At 72.5% G+C, this 21,280-nt stretch carries 22 protein-coding genes and 1 pseudogene; 11 read left to right on the forward strand and 12 right to left on the reverse strand.

Translation table 11 applies throughout. The annotated features are described in order from the left end of the window. Positions 1-23: 23 nt before the first annotated feature. On the reverse strand, positions 24-1,220 hold the full coding sequence (locus tag ACIBTU_RS17315; RefSeq protein ID WP_399127069.1) for an MFS transporter: 1,197 nt from the start codon (positions 1,218-1,220) through the stop codon (positions 24-26). Continuing rightward, positions 1,217-1,774 (reverse strand): winged helix-turn-helix domain-containing protein, encoded by a 558-nt coding sequence (locus ACIBTU_RS17320; protein ID WP_399127070.1) that lies wholly within the window; start codon positions 1,772-1,774, stop codon positions 1,217-1,219. Before ACIBTU_RS17320 ends, ACIBTU_RS17315 begins: the two co-directional genes overlap by 4 nt. A 235-nt stretch (positions 1,775-2,009) precedes the next feature. Between ACIBTU_RS17320 and ACIBTU_RS17325 the strand changes: the two genes are divergently transcribed. Together ACIBTU_RS17325 and ACIBTU_RS17330 are read left to right on the forward strand one after the other, a co-directional pair. Next, positions 2,010-2,780, forward strand: coding sequence for a DUF3472 domain-containing protein (locus tag ACIBTU_RS17325; RefSeq protein WP_399127071.1), 771 nt, complete (start codon positions 2,010-2,012; stop codon positions 2,778-2,780). Positions 2,781-2,844: 64 nt separating this feature from the next. Continuing rightward, positions 2,845-3,522, forward strand: coding sequence for an AIM24 family protein (locus tag ACIBTU_RS17330; protein WP_399127072.1), 678 nt, complete (start codon positions 2,845-2,847; stop codon positions 3,520-3,522). 15 nt (positions 3,523-3,537) lie between these two features. Here the strand turns inward: ACIBTU_RS17330 and ACIBTU_RS17335 are convergent, their stop codons facing one another. After that, complete coding sequence (locus ACIBTU_RS17335; RefSeq protein ID WP_399127074.1) at positions 3,538-3,990, reverse strand: SRPBCC family protein; 453 nt, start codon at positions 3,988-3,990, stop codon at positions 3,538-3,540. 152 nt (positions 3,991-4,142) lie between these two features. On the opposite strand from ACIBTU_RS17335, the gene ACIBTU_RS17340 reads away from it, so the two are divergent. Further along, positions 4,143-5,174, forward strand: coding sequence for an NAD-dependent epimerase/dehydratase family protein (locus tag ACIBTU_RS17340; RefSeq protein WP_399127075.1), 1,032 nt, complete (start codon positions 4,143-4,145; stop codon positions 5,172-5,174). Between the two features lie 72 nt (positions 5,175-5,246). Here ACIBTU_RS17340 and ACIBTU_RS17345 read toward each other — a convergent pair whose 3' ends face one another. Both ACIBTU_RS17345 and ACIBTU_RS17350 read right to left on the reverse strand, forming a co-directional pair. After that, entirely contained in the window at positions 5,247-5,375 is a 129-nt protein-coding gene (locus ACIBTU_RS17345) for an LPFR motif small protein (protein ID WP_399127076.1), read from the reverse strand. Positions 5,376-5,528: 153 nt separating this feature from the next. Next, complete coding sequence (locus ACIBTU_RS17350; protein ID WP_399127077.1) at positions 5,529-5,699, reverse strand: hypothetical protein; 171 nt, start codon at positions 5,697-5,699, stop codon at positions 5,529-5,531. A 224-nt stretch (positions 5,700-5,923) separates the two neighbouring features. Here ACIBTU_RS17350 and ACIBTU_RS17355 point away from each other — a divergent pair. After that, positions 5,924-6,320 (forward strand): annotated as a pseudogene (locus ACIBTU_RS17355) (DUF5709 domain-containing protein). Between the two features lie 256 nt (positions 6,321-6,576). On the opposite strand, the gene ACIBTU_RS17360 reads toward ACIBTU_RS17355, so the two are convergent. Both ACIBTU_RS17360 and ACIBTU_RS17365 read right to left on the reverse strand, forming a co-directional pair. Further along, positions 6,577-6,750 (reverse strand): CsbD family protein, encoded by a 174-nt coding sequence (locus ACIBTU_RS17360; RefSeq protein WP_399127078.1) that lies wholly within the window; start codon positions 6,748-6,750, stop codon positions 6,577-6,579. A gap of 199 nt (positions 6,751-6,949) precedes the next feature. Further along, on the reverse strand, positions 6,950-8,419 hold the full coding sequence (locus tag ACIBTU_RS17365; protein WP_399127079.1) for an NCS2 family permease: 1,470 nt from the start codon (positions 8,417-8,419) through the stop codon (positions 6,950-6,952). A gap of 352 nt (positions 8,420-8,771) precedes the next feature. Between ACIBTU_RS17365 and ACIBTU_RS17370 the strand changes: the two genes are divergently transcribed. Then, a complete protein-coding gene (locus tag ACIBTU_RS17370; protein ID WP_399127080.1) occupies positions 8,772-9,473 on the forward strand; it encodes a helix-turn-helix domain-containing protein in 702 nt (233 codons plus the stop codon). A 134-nt stretch (positions 9,474-9,607) separates the two neighbouring features. After that, positions 9,608-10,219, forward strand: a complete 612-nt coding sequence (locus ACIBTU_RS17375; protein ID WP_399127081.1) for a dihydrofolate reductase family protein — start codon at positions 9,608-9,610, stop codon at positions 10,217-10,219. A 19-nt stretch (positions 10,220-10,238) separates the two neighbouring features. On the opposite strand, the gene ACIBTU_RS17380 is transcribed toward ACIBTU_RS17375, so the two are convergent. After that, positions 10,239-10,793 carry a MarR family winged helix-turn-helix transcriptional regulator gene (locus ACIBTU_RS17380; protein ID WP_399127082.1) on the reverse strand — a complete coding sequence of 185 codons (555 nt, stop codon included), beginning with the start codon at positions 10,791-10,793 and terminating at the stop codon, positions 10,239-10,241. 85 nt (positions 10,794-10,878) lie between these two features. Here ACIBTU_RS17380 and ACIBTU_RS17385 point away from each other — a divergent pair, with 85 nt between their 5' ends. Beyond that, positions 10,879-11,910, forward strand: a complete 1,032-nt coding sequence (locus ACIBTU_RS17385) for an alpha/beta hydrolase (protein ID WP_399127083.1) — start codon at positions 10,879-10,881, stop codon at positions 11,908-11,910. A gap of 153 nt (positions 11,911-12,063) precedes the next feature. After that, positions 12,064-13,566 carry a carotenoid oxygenase family protein gene (locus tag ACIBTU_RS17390; protein ID WP_399127084.1) on the forward strand — a complete coding sequence of 501 codons (1,503 nt, stop codon included), beginning with the start codon at positions 12,064-12,066 and terminating at the stop codon, positions 13,564-13,566. A 7-nt stretch (positions 13,567-13,573) separates the two neighbouring features. On the opposite strand, the gene ACIBTU_RS17395 is transcribed toward ACIBTU_RS17390, so the two are convergent. After that, on the reverse strand, positions 13,574-14,182 hold the full coding sequence (locus ACIBTU_RS17395; protein ID WP_399127085.1) for a GPP34 family phosphoprotein: 609 nt from the start codon (positions 14,180-14,182) through the stop codon (positions 13,574-13,576). Between the two features lie 133 nt (positions 14,183-14,315). Here ACIBTU_RS17395 and ACIBTU_RS17400 point away from each other — a divergent pair, with 133 nt between their 5' ends. Continuing rightward, a complete protein-coding gene (locus tag ACIBTU_RS17400) occupies positions 14,316-15,533 on the forward strand; it encodes a metallophosphoesterase (RefSeq protein WP_399127086.1) in 1,218 nt (405 codons plus the stop codon). Here the strand turns inward: ACIBTU_RS17400 and ACIBTU_RS17405 are convergent. Next, on the reverse strand, positions 15,530-16,954 hold the full coding sequence (locus ACIBTU_RS17405) for a dihydrolipoyl dehydrogenase family protein (protein ID WP_399127087.1): 1,425 nt from the start codon (positions 16,952-16,954) through the stop codon (positions 15,530-15,532). The two genes, ACIBTU_RS17400 and ACIBTU_RS17405, sit on opposite strands and share 4 nt — an antisense overlap. Positions 16,955-17,096: 142 nt before the next feature. On the opposite strand from ACIBTU_RS17405, the gene trxA reads away from it, so the two are divergent. Beyond that, the gene (gene trxA / locus ACIBTU_RS17410; protein ID WP_399127088.1) at positions 17,097-17,495 is read left to right on the forward strand and encodes a thioredoxin; all 399 of its coding nucleotides are present in this window, start codon (positions 17,097-17,099) and stop codon (positions 17,493-17,495) included. 55 nt (positions 17,496-17,550) lie between these two features. On the opposite strand, the gene ACIBTU_RS17415 is transcribed toward trxA, so the two are convergent. After that, positions 17,551-18,600: a LacI family DNA-binding transcriptional regulator gene (locus ACIBTU_RS17415; RefSeq protein ID WP_399127089.1), complete on the reverse strand. Its 1,050-nt coding sequence runs from the start codon at positions 18,598-18,600 to the stop codon at positions 17,551-17,553. Between the two features lie 109 nt (positions 18,601-18,709). On the opposite strand from ACIBTU_RS17415, the gene ACIBTU_RS17420 reads away from it, so the two are divergent. Beyond that, entirely contained in the window at positions 18,710-20,113 is a 1,404-nt protein-coding gene (locus ACIBTU_RS17420) for an amidase (protein WP_399127090.1), read from the forward strand. Here ACIBTU_RS17420 and ACIBTU_RS17425 read toward each other — a convergent pair. Continuing rightward, a complete protein-coding gene (locus ACIBTU_RS17425) occupies positions 20,110-21,279 on the reverse strand; it encodes a glycosyl hydrolase family 18 protein (protein ID WP_399127091.1) in 1,170 nt (389 codons plus the stop codon). The two genes, ACIBTU_RS17420 and ACIBTU_RS17425, sit on opposite strands and share 4 nt — an antisense overlap. Position 21,280: the final 1 nt, after the last annotated feature.

The raw sequence follows: 21,280 nt of genomic DNA on the forward strand, positions 1-21,280 counted from the left end.
CGTCAACCCGCCACGCACCGTGGCTACTTGACGCAGGCGAGGGCCGCCGCGAGCAGGCACACGCCGCCGCAGCCGGCCAGGAACACACCGGCGCCCCAGGCCTCGGAGACCAGCCCTGCGAGGGGGAACAGGAGGGGGCCGAGTCCGAGCGTGCACAGTGACGTGACGGAGGCGACGCGGCCGAGGTAGTCGGGGTCGGTGCCCTGCTGGAGCAGGGCGTGCCCGAGGACCATCGGAATCCCGCTCGCGGCACCGAGCGCGGCGCACAGGGCGACGGCGGCGCCGGGGGCCGGCGCGGTCAGGCCGAGGCTCGTGACGAGCGCGGCGGTGAGCAGGAGGGAGCCGGTGAGTACGACGCGGGGTGCGGGCATTTCTCGTACGGCACTCAGCGCGATGCCCACCGCGGCGCCGGCCGCGCTGAACGCGCCCAGCAACAGGGAGAGTATGCCGGGGCTCCAGCCGCGCTCGCCGGCGAGCAGGACGAGGGCGGTGCCGACGGGACCACTGAAGCACATCTCGCCGAGGCCGATGACGGCGACGAGGCGCAGGAGCGCAGGGCGGCCGCGCAAGTACCGTAGGCCGTCGACGAGTTGGGCCCGCATCGGTGTCCGCTCCGGTGCGGGCCTGCTCGGCCCGCGCACCCGCAGCGCGAGCAGGAGGACGAGCGAGACGGCGAACAGGATGCCGACGGCGGCGAACGCTCCGGGTGCGCCGCCCGCCGCGAGCGCGGCGGCGGCGCCGAGCGGGCCGACGGTGTTCGCCAGGCGCACGGCGAGCGAGCGCAGTCCCTGGACCCGGGTGAGCCGGTCGCGGGTGGTCAGCCGGGCGGGCAGGGCTCCGACGGCGGGCAGGAACAGCGCGTCGGCGATGCCGAAGCAGACGGCGAGCACGCACAGGGGGACGAGTTCGGGACCCCGGACGTAGGTCAGGGCCGCGGCGGCCAGGACGGTCAGGCAGCGCACCAGGTCGCTGCCGACGAGGACGCCGCGGGGCCCGAACCGGTCGGCGAGCACCCCGCCGCCGAGCATCAGGACGGCCCGCGGCACGGCGCCGGCCGCAAGCACGAGCCCGGCGCGGGCCGGTCCGGCGGCTTCGGCGACCGCCCAGGTCAGGGCCGTGAAGTAGACGACATCACCGGTGACCGAGCTGGTGTACGCGCCGAGCCAGCGCAGGACGTCGCGGTCCCGGTGGACGGCCGTGCCGTGCGCGGTGGCGGTCACCTCCCCGCGTCCGGATGCGCGGGGAACGCCTGGAACTGGACGACGGCGGACTCCGCGCCGGGGCTCGGCTCCCGCCGCCGGTACCGGTCGACGACGGCGTACAACTCGTCCTTGAGCGCGGCGAGTTCGTCCGGCGTGACCTGGACCGAGAAATCGCTGAAGGCGGAGACGGCGAACCAGGTGTCGGGCATGGCCGGCACCGTCTGCGCGGCCGCACGGCGCAGCGTCTCGGCGGCGGCCAGCGCCACCGCCTGCGTGTAGGCGCGCCCGTCGGGTCCGCCGCGCCGCGCCGGGTCGTGCTGCGAGGCGGGGTGCAGGGCACGCCACCAGCGGTCGCGCCGGGTGCCGCGCTCGGTGTCCTCCTCGATGAGCCCGCCGGCGGCGAGGCGCCGGAGGTGGTAGCTGGCGGCGCCCGGGTCCAGCTCGAAGTGGCGGGCCAACTGCCGTGCGGTGGACGGGCCTTCGCGACGCAGCCGGTTGAGGAGGGCGAGCCGCATCGGGTGGGCGAGGACGCGCAGGGCCTGGGTGTCGAGCGTGACGTCGTCTTCGGTCATGACGCCCGAGCGTAGAAACAGAAGACTTCTTCCGGAAGACTTGTTCTGAAAGAAGGCTTGTTCGCAAAGAACTCTTCGCGATGCGGCCGCTCCCGCACCCGCGCCACGGAACGCTCACGACAGTGAGCGTTTACTACGACGCGCGGCGGTCACACCCCAGCCCAGCCATAGTAAAAAGCAGTAACTCCCCGCCCCCTCTTGCCAGTTGGCAGCAACCGCTTACATCCTGCCGCTCATGAGACCTCCCACCCCACGCACACGCCGGGTGCTCGTCACCCTCGGCGCCGCCGCACTTCTCACCCTGGGCTCCGCCGGTCAGAGCTGGGCCTCGACCCCCACCGTCCGCTGGTCGTCCGGCGCGCCGACGCCCGTCACCGAGCTGCGCCTGCCGATGTCCGTCGACGCCGCGCCGGACGCCTCCGGCCTCTACTTCGCGTACTACACGACGCTGGAGAGCGGCACGCGCCCGTACGCCGGGTTCCAGCCCAAGCCCGTGGACAGCGGCGGGCGGTCCCAACTCCAGGCGATCTTCAGCTCGTTCAACGCGAACGCCACGACGACCGACAGCCACTGCCAGTACGGGGCCGACGGGGGCGCGGGCGTCAGCTGCGCGGTCCGCTTCCCGTACACCAAGGGCACGATGTACACCCTCGTCCTGAAGCGGGCCGGGGACGACGGGAGCACGCAGCTGATGACCGGCGACGTGGTGAACACGTCCACCGGGGCGCAGGTCGCGCACATCGGCAGCTTCCGGCTGCCCGTGGCCTCGGGGCGCTTCAGGACCTCGGACGGCGGCTTCATCGAGCCGTATCTGACGGCGGGTTGCGCGCAGAAGGTGACCGTGACGTACGGCAAGCCGCAGGGCGTCGAGGGCGGTGTCACCTCCACCGGCGGCCTGCCGACGGTCACCGATCCGTCCTCCGGCAGCTGTCTGAGCAGCACGTCGACGGACACCGGGGCGGGCCGGCGCGTCACGGTCACCGGGAATCAGTACACGGGCGGTTGACCTTCCTCACCCCGTACCGGGACGAGGCTTGTCGGAAGGAATCCCTCCGGGCGACGATGCCCCTATGAAGGGTGATCTTTTCGCGAGTGAGTTCATGGTGCAGCCCGCTGTCGCGCCGGGCATGACCGTCGAGAACGCCAAGTCGATCCGGTACGTGGTCGACGGCGAGATGCTGGCGCGGCAGGGGGCGATGATCGCCTATCGGGGGAACCTGCAGTTCGAGCGCAAGGGCCAGGGCGTCGGCGGCATGCTCAAGCGGGCCGTCACGGGCGAGGGCCTGGCGCTGATGAAGGTGCGCGGCCAGGGCGAGGCCTGGTTCGCGCAGGAGGCGCAGAACGTCTTCGTGGTCGACATCGAGCCCGGCGACGTCTTCACGGTCAACGGGCGCAACGTCCTGTGCTTCGACTCCACCCTCTCCTACGAGATCAAGACGGTGAAGGGCGCGGGCGTCACCGGCGGCGGCCTGTTCAACAGCGTGTTCACCGGCCAGGGCCGGCTCGGCCTGGCCTGCGAGGGCAACCCGCTCGTCCTGCCGGTCTCGCCGCAGCAGCCGGTGTTCGTCGACACGGACGCGGTCGTCGGCTGGACCGCACAGTTGCGCACGTCGCTGCACCGTTCGCAGTCGATCGGCTCGATGATCCGGGGCGGCTCCGGCGAGGCCGTCCAGCTGAAGCTGGAGGGTGAGGGCTTCGTCGTGGTCCGCCCGAGCGAGGCGACACCGCAGAAGCCGCAGCAGCACTAGGGTCTTTCGTCCGGATCAGGCCGGGGTCCGGTGCCGGTGTTCCCGGACCGCGATCTCGGCCAGTTTGGTGAGCATCATGCCGTTGCGCACCTTGACCAGGTAGTCCACCAGGAGGCCGTGCATACGGGTGCCGGGGCCGCGCAGCGGATGCCAGTCGAGCTCGAACAGGGTGTGCTCGCCCCAGGGGGTCAGCCGCATGGCGATCCGTGCCGCGCCGAACGGGTCGGCCTTCGCCTCCAGCTCGAGCCGGCGCTGCGGTTCGCAGATGCGGACCGTGCTGGTGTCGTCGAGCGTCAGCGGTCCCATCCCGACCCGCACCTTCAGTGCGGCGCCCACCTCGGGCCAGTCCGGATCGGCGCCGAGCACCCGCTGCGTCCCGGTCACCCATTCCCCGTACCGGTAGCCGTCGCTCAACAGACCCCAGACCTCTGCGGGCGAACTGAGGATCAGCCGACGATTACGGGCCACGGCCCTCACGCTCCTTCCGGTACTCCAGATCCAGCCTCCGGCCCGCGGCCGGGTCCTGCAACCGACACCGGGGCACTGGGCCGCCGCCCGCGGGGTACCCGCTACTCCCGCAGAGCAAGACCCGCAAGGGAAGACCATCGAGGGGACACGTCATGAACGGCGACGGCCTGCGCATCGCGGTCACGGGGGCGACCGGGAATCTCGGAACCAGCGTGGTGCGGCAGCTGGGCGAGGACCCACGCGTCGACTCGACCCTCGCGATCGCCCGTCGCGTTCTCCAGCGGCCGCCGGCGAAGACGGACTGGGCCGCCGTGGATCTCGCCGAGGTCGAGGGCGACGAGGTGGACCGCCTGTTCCAGGGCGTCGATGCCGTGGTGCACCTGGCGTGGCGCATGCAGCCCTCCAGGGACCCGGTCCTCACCTGGCGGACGAACGTGCTCGGGAGCGTGCGCGTGCTGCACGCCGTCGCGGCGGCCCGTGTCCCCGCCCTGGTCCACGCTTCTTCCGTGGGCGCCTACTCCCCCGGGCCCGAGGACCGGGCCGTCGACGAATCGTGGCCCACACACGGCTGGCCCGAAGCCGCGTACTGCCGGGAGAAGGCCTATCTCGAGCGGGCGCTGGACGCCTTCGAACAGGCCCACCGGGAGGTCCGGGTGGTGCGGATGCGGCCGGCGTTCATGTTCAAGGAGGGGTCGGCGAGCGAGCAGCGGCGGCTGTTCGCGGGGCGGTTCGTTCCGGGGGTCCTGGGCCGCCCCGATCTGCTGCCCTTCCTGCCGGACATCCCGGGTTTCCGCGTCCAGACGCTGCACACCGAGGACGCGGCCCGCGCCTTCGTCACCGCGGCGCTGGGCACCGCTCGGGGTCCCTTCAACCTGGCGGCCCATCCGGTGCTGGACGCGCACGTACTGGGCGTCAAGTTCGACGCCCGTCCGGTACGGCTCCCCCGGCCGCTCGCGCGCTCCGCGACGGCCGCCGCGTACGGGCTGCGCCTGATGCCGTCGTCACCGCAGCTCTTCGACGCGGTCCTGCGCCTGCCCCTCATGGACTGCTCGCGGGCCCACGCCGTACTGGGCTGGCAGCCGCGGAAGACGGCGCTCGCGGCGGTCGACGAGCTGCTGCACGGCATGCGCACCGGCGCGGGCGAACCGACGGCCCCGCTGAGGGGAAGCGTCTTCGGCACCTGAGGACCGGGCGGCACGGCGTGCGCATCGGGTTTTCGCCGGGCCAGGTTCCCGAATCCGAACTGCTGTCTCTACTCAGTGCCTGCCGTGGGCGGTGTCGGACGCGCCGCCGAAGAGGCGGGCGACGACACGGAAGGGCAGGGTGACGACGGTGGCGATGGCGCCGCCGATCGCCCGGAAGACGTCGGCGATGGCCTTCAGCATGACGAACTCCTCTGCCTCGTTCGGCTTCGAGGCCCTCCGGTCGACGGACCGAGGGGCCTCGCGTTGAGATGGGTCTCTCCTACCGACTCACGTGATCACCTATCGGTGCCCTGCATGCTGTGGGGGGTGGCTGCGAAGAACCGGGCGCTCGGGCTAGTCCTCGCCCCGGACGATGTTCGGCTCCTGTCCGCGCTTCGGCGGCCCCTCGACGATCGCCGTCGCCTGGACGCACGTGCGGATCGCGCTCTTGCGAAGCCGCCGCGCCTTCGCCCAACCCGTCTCCGGTCGCTCGGTGATCGTGGCATCTCTGACGTGCGCAGCCACGGCTTTCCATCCCCTTCCTGATCCTGCGTCCCGCCCTCGGAACGGGTGCCGGCGGCTTCGTACCACCGCTTGTCTGCAGCGGGTCCCCTCCGTCCCCGCGGTCAAACGCGGCGCGCCGACCCGCCGGTCGGCGACCTTTCGCTCCGCATCCCAAGGGCACTCCGAGCGGCACGGGAAAGATCGGCGGATGGCGCGCCCCACCCCCTACGAGCGCGAGGTCTCTCATGAGCGACCAGGACGACCGCAACGACCCGGACGGCCAGGGCAGGGCGGACGACACCTACCAGCCCGCGGACGGCAACGAGGAGCAGGAGGACGCGGCGCCGCTCGATCTGCAGAACGCGGTGGACGAACGCCTCCGGCAGGAGCGCCGCGAACCGGAGCCGCCCCCGGGCGACGGCATCGGTGATCGTGGACCCGGAGGCCGGGGACCGCAGGTCCGGCCGGCTGGTGGCACCCGACGAAGGTGCTCACCCGGATGCCACGAAGGAGTCCGTCGCGACGGACCGGGGCATCGACGCGGGCGCGGCAGGTGCCGAGGAGGCGGCGGTGCACGAGATCCAGGACGTAAACCTGCCGCCGCTTCCGGACCACCGTGAGGAACGAACGGAGCCGACATGACTCCGGACGCGGAGGGGTTCGGCGGTGTTTCGCCGGGCGGTGCGGCAGCGAGTTCGGTGAGCCGCTGACTGCGCGGTCTCACGCATCTATCCGTTCCTCCCTGAGCCGATCCGCTCCCGTCCGCCCACTGTCGCGACGTTTACGCGTCCCGCATCGGGTCACTCGGGTGGCAGGCCGGAAGGGACGGCCGTGAAGGTGTGTGGGGACACATGTGGAGGCGCCGCGGCTGCGGCGCCTCCATCATGATGCGCGCGTTCTAGCGGCCGGACCGCCTCGCCCGGTCGGCCACCTTCGTCGCGGCCTCCTGCATCTGGCCCTGGGCCTGCTCGGCGCGTCCTTCCGCCCGCATGCCCTGGTCGTTCATGGCCTTGCCGGCGGCCTCCTTCATCTTGCCCTTGACCTGCTTCGCCTTGCCCTTTGACTTACTCATGGTGAGCACTCCTTTACGTTGAGTGGCGGAAGTCCCTCCACCTTGCGCCGCCCGGACAGGGCCCGCAACCGAGGCGGACACGCAGGGTCAGCACCCGGGTCGGGGTGGAGGCCCGGCCGTCACGGAGGAGCCCCCGGCACAACGAGAGGGGCCCGGATCGACCGGGCCCCTCACCACTTCAACTCACCACTGCTGACGACTACTTGACCCCGAGGAGCTGCTCGATCGGATCGATGGCGAAGTAGACGAGGAAGAGGACCGAGGTCCCCCACAGCAGCCAGTGCACCTCGCGCGCCTTGCCGAGCGCCGTCTTGATGATGACGTAGGCGAGGAAGCCGGCGCCGATGCCGTTGGTGATGGAGTACGTGAACGGCATGACGGCGATGGTGAGGAACGCCGGGATGGCGATGTCGTAGCGGTCCCAGTCGATGTGCTTGACCTGCGTCATCATCAGGAATCCCACGGCCACGAGGGCGGGGGCGGCCGCCTGGAGCGGCACGATGGTGAGCACGGGGGTCAGGAACAGCGCGAGGGCGAACAGGCCGCCGGTGAAGAGGTTGGCGAAGCCCGTACGGGCACCTTCGCCGACGCCCGCCGCCGACTCGATGTAGGTCGTCGCGGAGGAGGCCGAGGCGGCGCCGCCGGCCACGGCCGCGGCACCGTCGATGAGGAGCACCCGGCCGAGGTTGGGGACCTGGCCGCGCTCGTCGAGGAGTCCGGCCTCCGCGGTCACACCGACGACCGTGCCCATCGTGTCGAAGAAGTCCGACAGGATGAGCGTGAAGACGAGCAGCAGCACGGTGATGACGCTGACCTGGCCGAACGCGCCGAACACGTCGAAGTGGCCGAGCAGTCCGAAGTCCGGGGACGCGACGACGGAGTCCGGGATCGCCGGCGTGGTCAGGCCCCAGGTCTTGATGTCGGCGAGCTGGTCGAGAATGACGGCGAGGACCGTCATCGCGACGATGCTGATCAGGATCGCGCCCTTGACCTTGCGCGCGAGCAGCACGATGGTCAGCACGACGCCGAGGGCGAAGACGAGCATCGGCCAGCCGGTGAGGCTGCCGGTGCCGAGCTGCACCGGCACGGTGCTGTGGGCGGCGTCGGGGACGCGGGTGACGAAGCCGGCGTCGACGAAGCCGATGAACGCGATGAACAGGCCGATGCCGACGCTGATGGCCTGTTTGAGCGGCTGCGGGATGGCGTGCATGACGGCTTCGCGCAGGCCGGTGAGGACCAGCACGCAGATGATGAGCCCCTCGAGCACGATCAGACCCATCGCGTCGTCCCACGTCATGAGCGGGGCGAGCTGGAAGGCGACGACGGCGTTGAGGCCGAGGCCCGCCGCGAGGGCGAGCGGGAGGTTGCCGCCGACGCCCATGATGACGGTCATGACGGCGGCGACGAGCGCGGTCGCGGTGACGAGCTGGGCCGGGTCGAGCTGGGCGCCGGTCTTGTCCTCGGCGCTGCTCAGGATGATCGGGTTGAGCACGAGGATGTACGCCATCGTGAAGAAGGTGGCGACACCACCACGTATCTCACGGCCGTACGTCGAACCGCGTTCGGTGATGCGGAAGTAGCGGTCGAGCGGCCCACCGGGGGTGCGGGAAGGGCTGCCGGCCGGAGGATGCGCGTCGTACGGTGCGCCGGTCGCGCTGGGGGAACTCATCGACTCTCCTGCATCTGCACGTGTCGCGGGCACGACACATGGGCGGGCATGGGGAATGCATCCGGAACCAAGGACAGTTGGGAGGATCCTCTGACATCGCGACAGGCGTCACGATGCACGAACGCACATGCGAAGCGCTGAGGATCATACGGACAACCGCGGCGGCGGGCGGGACGGAAGCTGTTCCATCGGTCAGTAGTTGCAAGGATGTTATGGAGATCCCACGACCCCGCCCCCACCCGGGCCGTTCGCTGCCGGGCGCAGGCGGGTCACAGTTGTCGACCCTCACAAAATGCACTGTTGACTGAACACACAGTAGCCAAAACACATTTGCCCCTCTATCATCCCGGCTGTGCCTGGTCCCCCCTCCCCCCATGCCCCGCCCCCACCCTTCGACGCGGTGGCGGCCCGCCGTATCCGCGAGTCGCTCGGCATGGCTCCGGGCCACGTCGCGCACGGCCTGAGCGCCTCGTTCGGCCTGACGCACATCACCCCCGGGACGGTCACCGCCTGGGAGCGCGGCCTCGCGTCGCCCAGCCCCGGTGAACTCACGGCCCTGGCCAGCGTGCTGTGGTGCGATCCGACCCAACTCATCGGTACGCCGCGCGCGCTGCGGGAGCATCGCCTGATCCGCGGCTACGCGGTCACGGACGTGGCGCGCGCGGTCGGCATGGACCTCGGCGTGTACGAGGAGGCCGAGCGCACCGGCGTCTGGACCGGCGACGACCGGCAGACGAAGGCGCTGGCCTCCGTCCTCGGTCTGTCGCAGCGCGACCGTATGACCGTCACCGGGGACAACGGCCGCCTCGCCGAGCTCCTCGGCGAGGCGGTGAGCACCCGCTGGCAGGCCCACGCCCGCGCGATCGCCAAGCTCACGGGGCTCGACCGCCGCGCCCTCGCCGAGCCGTTGCGCACGATGCACCAGGAGTACCAGCACCTGATGACGGCCACCCTCAGCCGCGCCACGACCGCGGCGGCCTCCGGGGAGCAGGGCCGCGCCTATCTGGAGCGGGTCACCGACCGCTTCTGGGACCTGCTGGAGGCGCAGGGCTGAGGAGTCAGGTCCTTCGGTCCTCCAACGGCTTCGCGCCGCCGCGATGAGTTCGGCCTTCTCTGCCAGTCTGTAGGTGTGTCGTGCGGTCCGGTGGCCTCACGACAACCAGCACCTGCCGCTACGGAGAGAAGCTGATGTCCGACACCACCTGCCACATGTCCATCTCGCTCGACGGCTTCGTCGCCGGACCCGAGCAGAGCCGGGACGATCCGCTGGGCAAGCGCGGCCAGGAGCTGCACGGCTGGCACATCGGCGACCCGCGCGCGACCGAGGCCGACCGGACGGCGAACGGCTGGCTGATGCGCCCGCGTGGCGCCTACGTCATGGGCCGCAACATGTTCGGGCCGATCCGCGGCGAGTGGAACGAGGCGTGGGACGGATGGTGGGGCCCCGAACCTCCCTACCACGCCCCGGTCTTCGTGCTCACCCGCTACGCCCACGAACCGATCAAGATGGAGGGCGGGACCACCTTCCACTTCGTCACCGAAGGATTCGACGCCGCCTACGCGCAGGCACTCGAAGCCGCCCACGGCGAGGGTGTGGACATCGCCGGCGGCGCTTCGACGGTCCGACAGGCACTCAACGCCGGCGTGATCGATGAACTCACCCTCGACATCGCCCCCGTCCTGCTCGGCAGCGGCGAGCGCCTGTTCGACGGCGTCGAGAGCTTCGACTTCGAGCCCGTCGAGGTGCTCCACTCACCGCTGACCACCCACATCCGCTACGGGAAACGCGCCGCAGGCTGATCAGCGACGGGGCCTTCGCTCACCGCGTGCCGGGAGGCGCCGGCATGAGCGGGGGCCCGTCCGCCTCCGCCGCCACGGTGATCTTCCGCAGCAGCACCACGAGTTGCTCCCGCTCGGCGGCGGACAGCGGTGCGAGGAGTTCGTGCTCGGTGGCCATCTGGTCGCCGATCGTGGAGGACCACGCGTCCTGACCCTTGCGCGTCAGCTTCACCAGCAGGCTCCGCCGGTCCTCCGGAGTGTGCTCCCGCGTCACATGGCCGGACTTCGCCAGGCGGTCGAGCCGGTTCGTCAGCGTCGCCGGGTGGAGGTCGAGCCCCTCCGCGAGGCGGGTCGGGCTCATCCGGTACGGCGGGCCGACGGAGCGCAGCTGCCACAGGATCTCGTACTCCCACATCTTCAGCTCGCGCCGCGCGAGGCCCGCCTCCTTGCGCCGCTGCAGGTGGCGCACCAGGCGCTGCATCCGCGTGACGGCGCCCTCGACCAGGGGGTCCAGGCCGGCGACCTCGTGCCGCCAGTGGGCGATGTGCCGGTCGATCGAGTCCGTGCCCGGGGGCGGGTCCTGCGTCGTGTCCATGGCGGCAGCGTACCGGTGGCAATTACCCGTTCATATATTTTGAATTCGTAGTACCTTGAGCCCCCTCGTCTCCCGAGGAGGACTCATGTCCCCATGGCCCACCGCACTCGCCGGTCGTATCGACGAACACCACATCGACAGCGCCCTGTTGCGTGACAACCCGCTCAAGGACCCGTCCCGGCGGCCGTTGTGGGTGTACACGCCGCCCGGCTACGACGCCGAGCCGGAGCGGCGCTACCCGGTCACCTATCTGCTGCTCGGCTACACCGGGACGCTCGCCAACTGGCGCAACCACATCGCCTACCGCCGTCCGGTGCCCGAGCTCGTCGACGAGATCTTCGCCCGGGGCGAGGCGCCGCCGATGATCCTGGTGTTCGTCGACGCCTGGACCACGTACGGCGGCAGCCAGTTCGTCGACTCGGCCGGGACCGGTCGCTACCACTCCTATCTCTGCGAGGAGATCGTGCCGTGGGTCGACGCGCACTACCGGTCGCTCGCCGGCCGCGACCACCGGGCCCTGGCCGGGAAGTCCAGCGGCGGTTTCGGCGCCGCGGTCACCGCGATGTTCCGTCCCGACCTGTTCGGAGCGTTCGCCACGCACTCGGGCGACTCACTCTCGGAGGCCCAGTACATTCCCCATTTCCTCATGGCCGCACGGCACTTGAGGGCCTACGACGGGGACATCCTCCGCTGGTGGGACGACTTCCGCTCACGCGTGGCCTTCACCCAGGAGGAGGACCTGCGCCTGCTCGAACTGCTCGGCGTCTCCGCCTGCTTCTCCCCCGCCCCGGACGGCACCCCCCAACTCCCCTTCGATCCGCGCACCGGCGCGCTCCGCCCCGACATCTGGCAGCGCTGGCTGGACCGGGACCCGGTGCGGATGGTGCCGCGGTACGCGGACGCGCTGCGCGCTCAGCGGGCGATCTGGATCGACGCCGGCACCCGCGACGAATGGTTCCTCGACCTGGGCGCGCAGGCCTTCCGCGACGCCCTCGCCGAGGCGGGCGTGGACGACAGCGTGATCCATTTCGAGCTCTTCGACGGCGGACACCACGCCGTCGAGTACCGGATGCCACCCGCACTCGCCTGGCTCGCCCAGCGGATCGCCCCCGCGTAGGTCCCGGCCCGGATCGGGGGTGGTGCCGGCACCACCCCCGATCCGGGGCCTGGGCCGACTGCCGCACGGGCGACCGAGGAGGAGGGTTGCTCCCGTCGCCACCAGTGCGGCCGACGGAACCGGCATCGATCGACCACGGGACGGGGAAACATGATGGCCAGTCACACACGGCGGGGACTCCTCAAGGGGGCCGCGGTCGCCGCGGCGGGCGGCGCGGTCGGGAGCGGGCTCGGGACCGGCCTCTTCACGGCTGCCGCGCGCAGCGGCGGCAGGGCGGGAAAGAGGGGCGCGAGGCCGTTTCTGGAAGGGGCCTTCACGCCGGCCACCGAGGAGTTGACCGCCTTCGACCTCGAGGTGACCGGCCGCATCCCGCGGGACCTGGACGGCCGCTACCTGCGCAACGGCCCGAACGCCCTGGGTCTGGAGGACGTCCGCGCCCACCACTGGATGCTCGGCGACGGGATGGTGCACGGGGTGCGGCTGCGCGACGGGCGCGCGGAGTGGTACCGCAACCGCTGGGTCCGTTCCTCCCAGGTGACGGCGAAACTGGGCGAGCGGTACCCGGGCCAGGTGCCGCCGGACGACTTCGCGTGCAACACCCACGTCATCCCGTACAAGGGCCGGATCCTGGCGCTGCAGGAAGGCGGTCCGCTCCCGTACGAGCTGGACGGCGAGCTGCGCACGGTGCGCCCGTACGACTTCCGCTCCACGCTCGAGGGCGCGTTCACCGCGCACACCAAGTACGACGCGGCGGCCGACGAACTGCACGCGATCACGTACTACCCCACCTGGGACCACGTCCGGCACATCATGATCGACCGGACCGGCCGGGTGGCGCGGACCACGCGGGTTCCCGTCGCGGACGCGCCGATGATGCACGACTTCGCGCTCACCGGGAAGTACGTGGTGATCGTGGACGTGCCGATCACCTTCGACGCCGCCGCGGCGGAGGCGGGCGCGATCGTGCCGTACGTGTGGAACGACGAACACCCCATGCGGATCGGGCTGTTGCCGCGCACCGGCGGCGCCGCACGCTGGTTCGAGATCGACCCCGTGTACTACTCGCACACGCTCAACGCCTACGACCAGGGCGACACCGTCGTGCTGGAGTACATCGGGTTCCCCGCGCCGTTCTACGCCGCAGGCCGGGGCATGGGCGGGCCGTGCGCGACCGGGTCCCCGACGCTGGACCGCTGGACGATCGACACACGCGCGGGCCGGGTCCGCAGCAGCCGCCTCGACGACCGTCCGCAGGAGTTCCCCCGGATCAACGAATCCCTGGTCTCACGCCGGCACCGCTACGCCTACACCGCGAGCGCGGCCGAGATGTGGCGTGCGTACGAGACGGTCGACGGCGTGCCGCCGGACGAGAAGTTCAGCAATCACCTGATCAAGCACGACATGCTGCGGGGCAGCAGTCAGCTGGTCCGTTTCCCCGAGGGCGCGGCGGTGAGCGAGCCGGTGTTCGTCCCGCGGCGCGGGGCGCGGGACGAGGACGACGGCTACGTCCTGGCGTACGTGAACGACCCCGACCGGGGCGCGACCGACCTGGTGATCCTCTCGGCCCAGGACTTCACCGGCCGGCCGCAGGCCCGGATCCACCTGCCGGGCCGGGTTCCGCTCGGATTCCACGGCAGCTGGGTCGCGGACGCGTAGCCCCGGCTCAGGCGCCGCGCCAGATGTTGTCGAACGCGGCGTTCTCGACGGACCTGCGCTGCCGCTCCGCCTCCAGTTCCAGCTCCGCGCCGCCGACCGCCGCCAGCACCGTCACCACCGGGTCCGGCAGGCCCGAGGCGTCGACCGCCGACTCGTCTCCGCGCCGGAGGGCGGCGGCCAGGGCCTGGAGCACCGGCTCGCCCTCCTCCCAGCGGGCGACCGCGGCCCGGCGCGCCGCCGACGCGAGGGTTTCGGGGCGGCCCGGCATCAGGCGGGCGGGCATCGAGCGGTGCGGCTTCCGGGCGACCAGGCCCTCGGCGCGGAGCCTGGTCACGTACTCCGCCGCCAGCCCCCTCCCCCGACGCCACAGCCAGTCGTCCACCAGCTCGTACGGTTGCTCGCGCACCAGCGACGACACGGCCTGGCTCAGCATGTCGTCGTCCTGCGAGGGCGCGAGTCCCGGCACGACGCGCTCGCCGGGCACGGCGACGGCCTCCACGCTCATGAGGTCGATGAGCTCCCCGCCGGCGAGCGCGAGCGACAGGGCTCCCTGGTCCGCGGGAGCTCCGTGCTCCGGGTCCAGGGTGATGAGCAGCAGGTCACGTGCCGTGTTCATGAGCGCTCCCTCTGACGGTGTCGGCCAGCGTACGAGGCTTTGCCCCGAAGCGCCGCGCTCAAGGGTCGCCGCGGGCGGCCGGATACAGTGCGCGTCGGCAGCCCCGTCGCCCGGCTGCCCGAGGAGGGGAAGCGTGACCGACACCCACGAGCAGCGATCCGCCGACGACACGACGCGCGAGGCACAGCAGAGACGCCTGCGTCGCGTGCTGCGCCTGCTCCCGCTGATCGCCCCCGTTCTGCTGTGGACCGTCCCCTGCTGGCTCCTGCTGTACGCCGGTCAGGACTGGCCGCTCGCCGCCACGCTGGCCGGCACCGCCCTGTTCGCCCTCGGCCTGATCGGTATGCCGTTCGCGATGATGCGCGGCCACGGCAAGCGGCAGCAGGACCGGGCGGCGATCGTCGGGGACACGCTGCTGGGCACCAGTTGGGTGCTGTTCACCTGGTCCGTGCTGCTCGGCGTCCTGCTGCGCCTCGCCCTGACGCTGGCCGGTGTCGGGGACGGCCAGGACCGGGCCCGGATCGTCGCCTGGGTGACCCTCGGCACGGCCGCCGTGCTGCTCGCCTGGGGATACGCCGAGGCCCGCCGCGTACCGCGCGTACGCCGGCTCGACGTCGAACTCCCGCGCCTGGGCGCCGGCTTGGACGGCACGCGCGTCGCCCTCATCACGGACACCCACTACGGGCCCCTCGACCGCGCCCGCTGGTCGGCCCGGGTCTGCGACACGGTGAACACCCTGGAGGCCGACCTGGTCTGCCACACCGGGGACATCGCGGACGGCACCGCCGAACGCCGCCGCGCCCAGGCCGCCCCGCTCGGCACGGTCCGGGCCACCCGGGCCCGGGTCTACGTCACCGGCAACCACGAGTACTACAGCGAGGCCCAGGGCTGGGTCGACCTCATGGACGAGCTGGGCTGGGAGCCGCTGCGCAACCGCCACCTGCTCCTCGAACGCGGCGGCGACACCCTCGTCGTCGCCGGCGTGGACGACGTCACCGCCGAGTCCTCCGGTCTGGCGGGCCACCGCGCCCACCTCGCCGGAGCCCTGGACGGCGCCGACCCCGAGCACCCCGTCCTGCTCCTGGCGCACCAGCCCAAGTTCGTCGACGAGGCCGCGGCCGGCGGCGTCGACCTCCAGCTCTCCGGCCACACCCACGGCGGCCAGATCTGGCCCTTCCACCACCTGGTCCGCATCGACCAGCCCGCCCTCGCCGGCCTCAGCCGCCACGGCGCCCGCACCCTCCTCTACACCAGCCGCGGCACCGGCTTCTGGGGCCCACCGTTCCGCGTCTTCGCCCCCAGCGAGATCACCCTCCTCGTCCTGCGCTCCCCGGCCTCGGACAGGGCCTAGCCCCGGTACGCCTCCAGCAGCCGCAGCCAGACCTCGCTGACCGTCGGGTAGGCCGGGACCGCGTGCCACAGGCGGTTGACCGGGACCTCGGCCGCGATCGCGATCGTCGCGGAGTGGATCAGTTCGCCTACGCCGGGGCCGACGAAGGTGACGCCGAGGAGGATCTCGCGGTCCAGGTCGACGATCATGCGGGCCTTGCCCGTGTAGCCGTCGGCGTAGAGGCCCGCGCCGGCGACGTTCTCGATGGCCTGGTCGACGGCGCGGACCCGGTGGCCGGCCGCCTCCGCCTCGGCGAGGGTGAGGCCCGCGCTCGCCGCCTCCGGGTCGGTGAAGACGACCTGCGGGACGGCGTCGTGGTCGGCGGTGGCGCTGTGGGCGCCCCAGCGGTCGGTCTCCAGGAGGGGGACGCCCTGGGCGCGGGCGGTGATCGCGGCGCCGGCGATGCGGGCCTGGTACTTGCCCTGGTGGGTGAGGAGCGCGCGGTGGTTGGAGTCGCCGACCGCGTAGAGCCAGTCGTGGCCGTCGACGCGGAGCGAGTCGTCGACGGACAGCCACGAGCCCGGTTCGAGGCCGACGGTCTCCAGGCCGATGTCGTCCGTGCGCGGCGCGCGGCCGGTCGCGAAGAGGATCTCGTCGGCCTCCAGGGTCGAGCCGTCGTCGAGCGTGGCCGTGACGGTGCCGCCCGAGCGCTCGACGCCCTTCACGGAGACGCCCGTACGGATGTCCGCGCCCGCCTCGCGCAGCGCGTCGGCGACCAGCTCCCCGGCGAACGGCTCCATGCGGCCCAGCAGACCGTCGCCGCGCACCAGCACCGTGACCTGCGAACCGAGTGCCTGCCAAGCCGTCGCCATCTCGGTGGCGACGACGCCGCCGCCGACCACGATCAGGCGGTCCGGGACCGTGCTCGAGCTGGTCGCGTCGCGGCTGGTCCACGGCTTGACCTCGGCGAGTCCCGGCAGGTCGGGAAGGGCGGCGCGGGTGCCGGTGCAGACCGTCACGGCGTGCCGCGCGGTGAGCGTCGTGACCGTGCCGTCGTCGGCGGTGACGGTGACCGTGCGGGGTCCGGCGAGGCGGCCGTGGCCGCGGTACAGGTCGGCGCCGATGGACTCCACCCAGCGGACCTGGCCGTCGTCCTTCCAGTGGGAGGTGTAGGCGTCCCGGTGGTCCAGGACCGCCCGGGCGTCGAGGGGGCCCTGCACGGCCTGGCGCAGGCCCGGCACGCGGCGGGCGTCGGCGCGGGCGATCACCGGGCGCAGCAGTGCCTTGCTGGGCATGCACGCCCAGTACGAGCACTCGCCTCCGACCAGTTCGCTCTCCACGACCGCCACGCTCAGGCCCCCGGCCCGCGCACGGTCGGCGACGTTCTCCCCGACCGGTCCCGCTCCCAGCACTACAACGTCGTACGCGATGGCTTCCGTCATGGACCCCAGTGTGGTGGTAGGTGTGCGCGCGGGCCACATGGGTACGAGCGCGGAATACGTCCGCGACGCGGACCGTTGTGCACAGCGGCATTGCCCCCACGGCTTCGCCCTCCGACCCAGGAAGCAGGAAGAGGGAAACACCATGAGCAGCACCACCATGGAGCTGACCAAGGAGAACTTCGATCAGACCGTCACGGAGAACGGATTCGTGCTGATCGACTTCTGGGCGTCCTGGTGCGGGCCCTGCAAGCAGTTCGCCCCCGTCTACGAGAAGGCCGCCGAGGCCAACCCCGACCTGGTCTTCGGCAAGGTCGACACGGAGGCGCAGCCGGAGCTGGCCGCCGCGTTCGGCATCCAGTCGATCCCGACGCTGATGATCGTCCGGGACCAGGTGGCGGTGTTCGCCCAGCCCGGCGCGCTGCCGCAGGAGGCTCTGGACGACGTGATCGGCCAGGCGCGCAACCTGGACATGGACGAGGTCCGCAAGTCCATCGCCGCGCAGCAGGGGCAGCCGGGGCAGTCCCCCTCCGACGAGGGCTGAGCCGCAGCACGGCCGAAGGGCCGGACCCCGTCGGGGTCCGGCCCTTCGGCCTGTCTCAGGTGGACTCGCGGACGACGGCCGTCGCGCCGAGGACGTCCCGTGCGAGGGGCTCGGCGGCCGGGTCGCGGACCAGCCGGTCGACGAGCTCGGCGATCTCGCGGCCCGAGGGCAGGTCGATGCGGACGGTGCTCAGACGCGGTCGCAGCAGCCGCCCCAGCATGAGGTCGTCCGCCCCCATCACGGCGACGTCGCCCGGCACGTCGGCGCCCGTGTCCTGGAGGGCGCGCATCAGCAGCATCGCGTACTCGTCGTTGTACGCGAAGACGGCGCCGGGCCCGCCGTCGCGGAGCTCGCGGGCGAGCCGGGCCGCGTCCTCCTCCTCGTAGGAAAGAGGGAGGGGGACCGCCTCGGCTCCGGTGGCGCGGACGCCTTCGAGGCGGGGCTCCGCGTAGGTGTCGAGACCGTGCTCGCGCGGCATGACGACGCCGATCCGGTCGTGGCCGCGCGAGCGCAGGTGCTCGGCGGCGGCGCGGCCGACCGCCCGGTGGTCCATGAGCAGGGCGTGGGCGCCCTCGACGGGTTCGGGGCCGAGGGTGATGACGGCCTTGGTGCCGGAGCGGCGGAGCACGGCGGTGCCGTCGGGGCCGATGCCGGTCGGCGCGAGGACGGCGACGGGACGCAGCTCGGCCCAGGCGCGGGCGGCGTCCTCGCCGGTCCGGCCGACGCTGCCGTACTGGACGACGGTGTGGTCGAGGCGGCTCAGCGCCCACTGGAGTTCGTTGAGGAACGCGCTGTGGAGCGGGCCCGCGGGCATCTCCGGGGTGGGCAGCAGGACGATGCGGGTGTGCCCCGCGCGCAGGCTGCGGGCGGCGGCGTGCGGGACGTAGCCGAGTTCTCTGGCGGCCTCGCGGACGCGGTGCCGGGTGGGTTCGCTGATGCGGACGGCGCCGGTGTTGTTGAGGACGTAGCTGACGGTGGCGCGCGAGACCCCGGCCAGGCGCGCCACGTCGGCGCTGGTCGGCACGGAGGACGCGGAGGACTCTCCGGACGCGGAGGAGGACGAGGGCGGGCGCGGGTCGGGCTGCTGGTTCGGTATCTGCACCATGACCCCCGGCATCCTTCCAGACCGCCCCGCGGCGAGGGCCCCCGGGCGTGCCGATGCGCGCCCGGACCGCTAACGTGCGGGCACCACAGGGGAATTGGAGGTGCCGTCGATGGCCACGGACACGCTGCCGGGTCTGGGGGACGCCGCGCGGGCCCTCGCCGAGGGGACGACGTCCTCGCGCGCGCTGGTGGAACGGTCGCTGGAGCGGATCGCGGCCACGCAGCCGGTGCTGAACGCGTTCCGGCTGGTGCGGGCCGAGGCCGCGCTCGCCGAGGCGGACGCGGCGGACAAGCGGCTCGCGGCCGGGGAGCGGCTGCCGCTGCTCGGGGTGCCGGTGGCCGTCAAGGACGACATGGACGTGGCCGGGGAGCCGACCGCGTTCGGCTGCGCCGGCGACTTCCCGCCGCAGGTACGGGACGCGGAGGCGGTGCGGCGGCTGCGCGCGGCGGGCGCGGTGATCGTCGGCAAGACCAACACGTGCGAGCTGGGCCAGTGGCCGTTCACGGAAGGGTCCGCGTTCGGCGAGACCCGTAATCCGTGGGCGCCCGGGCACACGCCGGGCGGCTCGTCCGGTGGTTCGGCCGCGGCCGTCGCGGCGGGTCTGGTACCGGCGGCGCTGGGCTCGGACGGCGCGGGCAGTGTGCGGATCCCGGCGGCGTGGACGCATCTGGTGGGCATCAAGCCGCAGCGGGGCCGGATATCGACGTGGCCGTGGGCGGAGGCGTTCCAGGGGATCACGGTGAACGGGACGCTGGGCCGCACGGTCGGTGACGCGGCGCTGCTGCTCGACGCGGCGAGCGGCGGGCACGACGGCGATCTGCACCGGCCGCCCGCCGTGGAGGCGGCCGAGGCGGCGCGCCGCGAGCCGGGGCGGCTGCGGATCGCGCTGTCGCTGCGGATGCCGTTCACGGCGACGCCGAAGCGGCTCGATCCGCAGGTCAGGTCGCGGGTCGTGGCGCTGGCGGAGCGGCTTGCGGCGCTCGGGCACGACGTGGAGGAGGCGGATCCGCGCTACGGGCAGATCGGCCTCGCGTTCGTGCCGCGGGCGACGGCCGGGATCGCCGAGTGGGTGGAGCGGGTGCCCGATCCCGCGCTCCTGGATCCGCGGACCCGGGAGGCGGCCCGGATGGGGCGGACGCTCGGCAGGGGGCCGTTGCGGCTCGCCCGGCGCGCCGAGGCGGCCCTGCACCGGCGGGTCGGGGCGGTGTTCGACACGTACGACGTGGTGCTCGCGCCGACGACGGCGACGCCCGCGCCACGGATCGGTGCGATGGCGGGGCTCAGCGGCTGGCGCACGGACCGGGCGATGATCGCCGCCTGTCCGTACGCGTGGCCGTGGAACGTGCTGGGCTGGCCCGGGGTGAACGTGCCCGCGGGGCTGGCCGGGGGCGGTCTCCCGGTGGGTGCGCAGCTGCTCGGGCCCGCCCACAGCGAGCCGCTGCTGATCTCGCTGGCGGCTCAACTGGAGGCGGACCAGCGCTGGTTCGAGCAGCGGCCGCCCGGTTCCTTCTAGGGGGTCTCCAGGGTGCGCCACAGTTCGGGCTCCTCGAAGCCGAGGGCCCACAGGACGGTGTCGCGCACTCCGTACTTGCGCAGCACCGGCAGGTGTTCCGCGACGCCGCGCGCGTCCTGGTACCAGACGTCGTGCTCCTCGCCGTCCTCGGTGTACGTGAAGTGCGGGGTGCGGGAGTCGGGGTCCAGGGCATAGGCGGCACCGACCTCGCGGCGCAGGGCCTCGGCCTCCCGTGAGGTGACGTGCCCGGCACGGCCGAGTTTGCCGCGCGTCCAGTCCCAGCCGTAGGCGGGCAGGCCCATCTCCAGTTTGTCCAGGGGGACTTCGGCGGTGGCGCGAGTGAGGATCTCGTCGTACCACCGCGGGCTGGAGAGGGGGCCGGGTGTGCCGCCGGCGTCGTGGAGGTTGTAGGCCATGACGCGCAGCCGGTCGGCGGCGGCGCCGAGGCGCTTGTAGTCCCAGATGCGGCCGGTGGTACGGGTCTTGGGGCTGACGGTGACGACGCACTGCTTGTCCGCGGCGTGCAGACGGGCGCAGAGCTCGGTGACGAAGTCGGCGAAGCCGTCGCGCACCGCCGGGTACGTGGGCTCGGGGGTCGGCGCGATGGACTCGTAGTCGATGTCGAGCCCGTCGTAGGCGCGGCTGCGGACGACGGCGAGCAGGGTGTCGATGTGGGCGGCGCGCTGCTCGGCGCTGGTCATGACGGCGGCGAGGGCGCCGGGCGGGAGTTGTTCCATGACGGTCGGGACGACCTGGACGCCCTTGGCGCGCAGTCCGTCGATGATCGTGCGGTCACCGGCCCCCGGGAAGCCGCTGATCTCGCCGGCGGACCGGGTCTCGTACCAGAAGGGGCTGACGGTGCGCAGTTGCGCGGCGTGGGCGAGGGCCGAGCGGTAGGCGTTGTCCTGGTCCCAGTACGGGAGCCAGGCGGAGACGGTGCGGGTCTTCTCGGGTGCCGGAGCCGAGGGCGCCGGAGCTGACGGTGCCGGAGCTGACGGTGCCGGGTCCGAAGGTGTCGGGTCCGAAGGTGCCGTGCGGGCGGCCGCGGGCGCGGGCAGGAGTGCCAGAACGGCCAGGGCGGCCAGGACCTTTGGGACCCAGCGGGATATCCGGCCCGCCCGGGCGGCGCGTCGCGGGCGTGGGGCCGGGGTGTGTCGTCGTGCCATG

The organism is Streptomyces sp. NPDC050145 (assembly GCF_044460245.1).
In the GTDB taxonomy this organism is placed as follows: Bacteria; Actinomycetota; Actinomycetes; order Streptomycetales; family Streptomycetaceae; genus Streptomyces.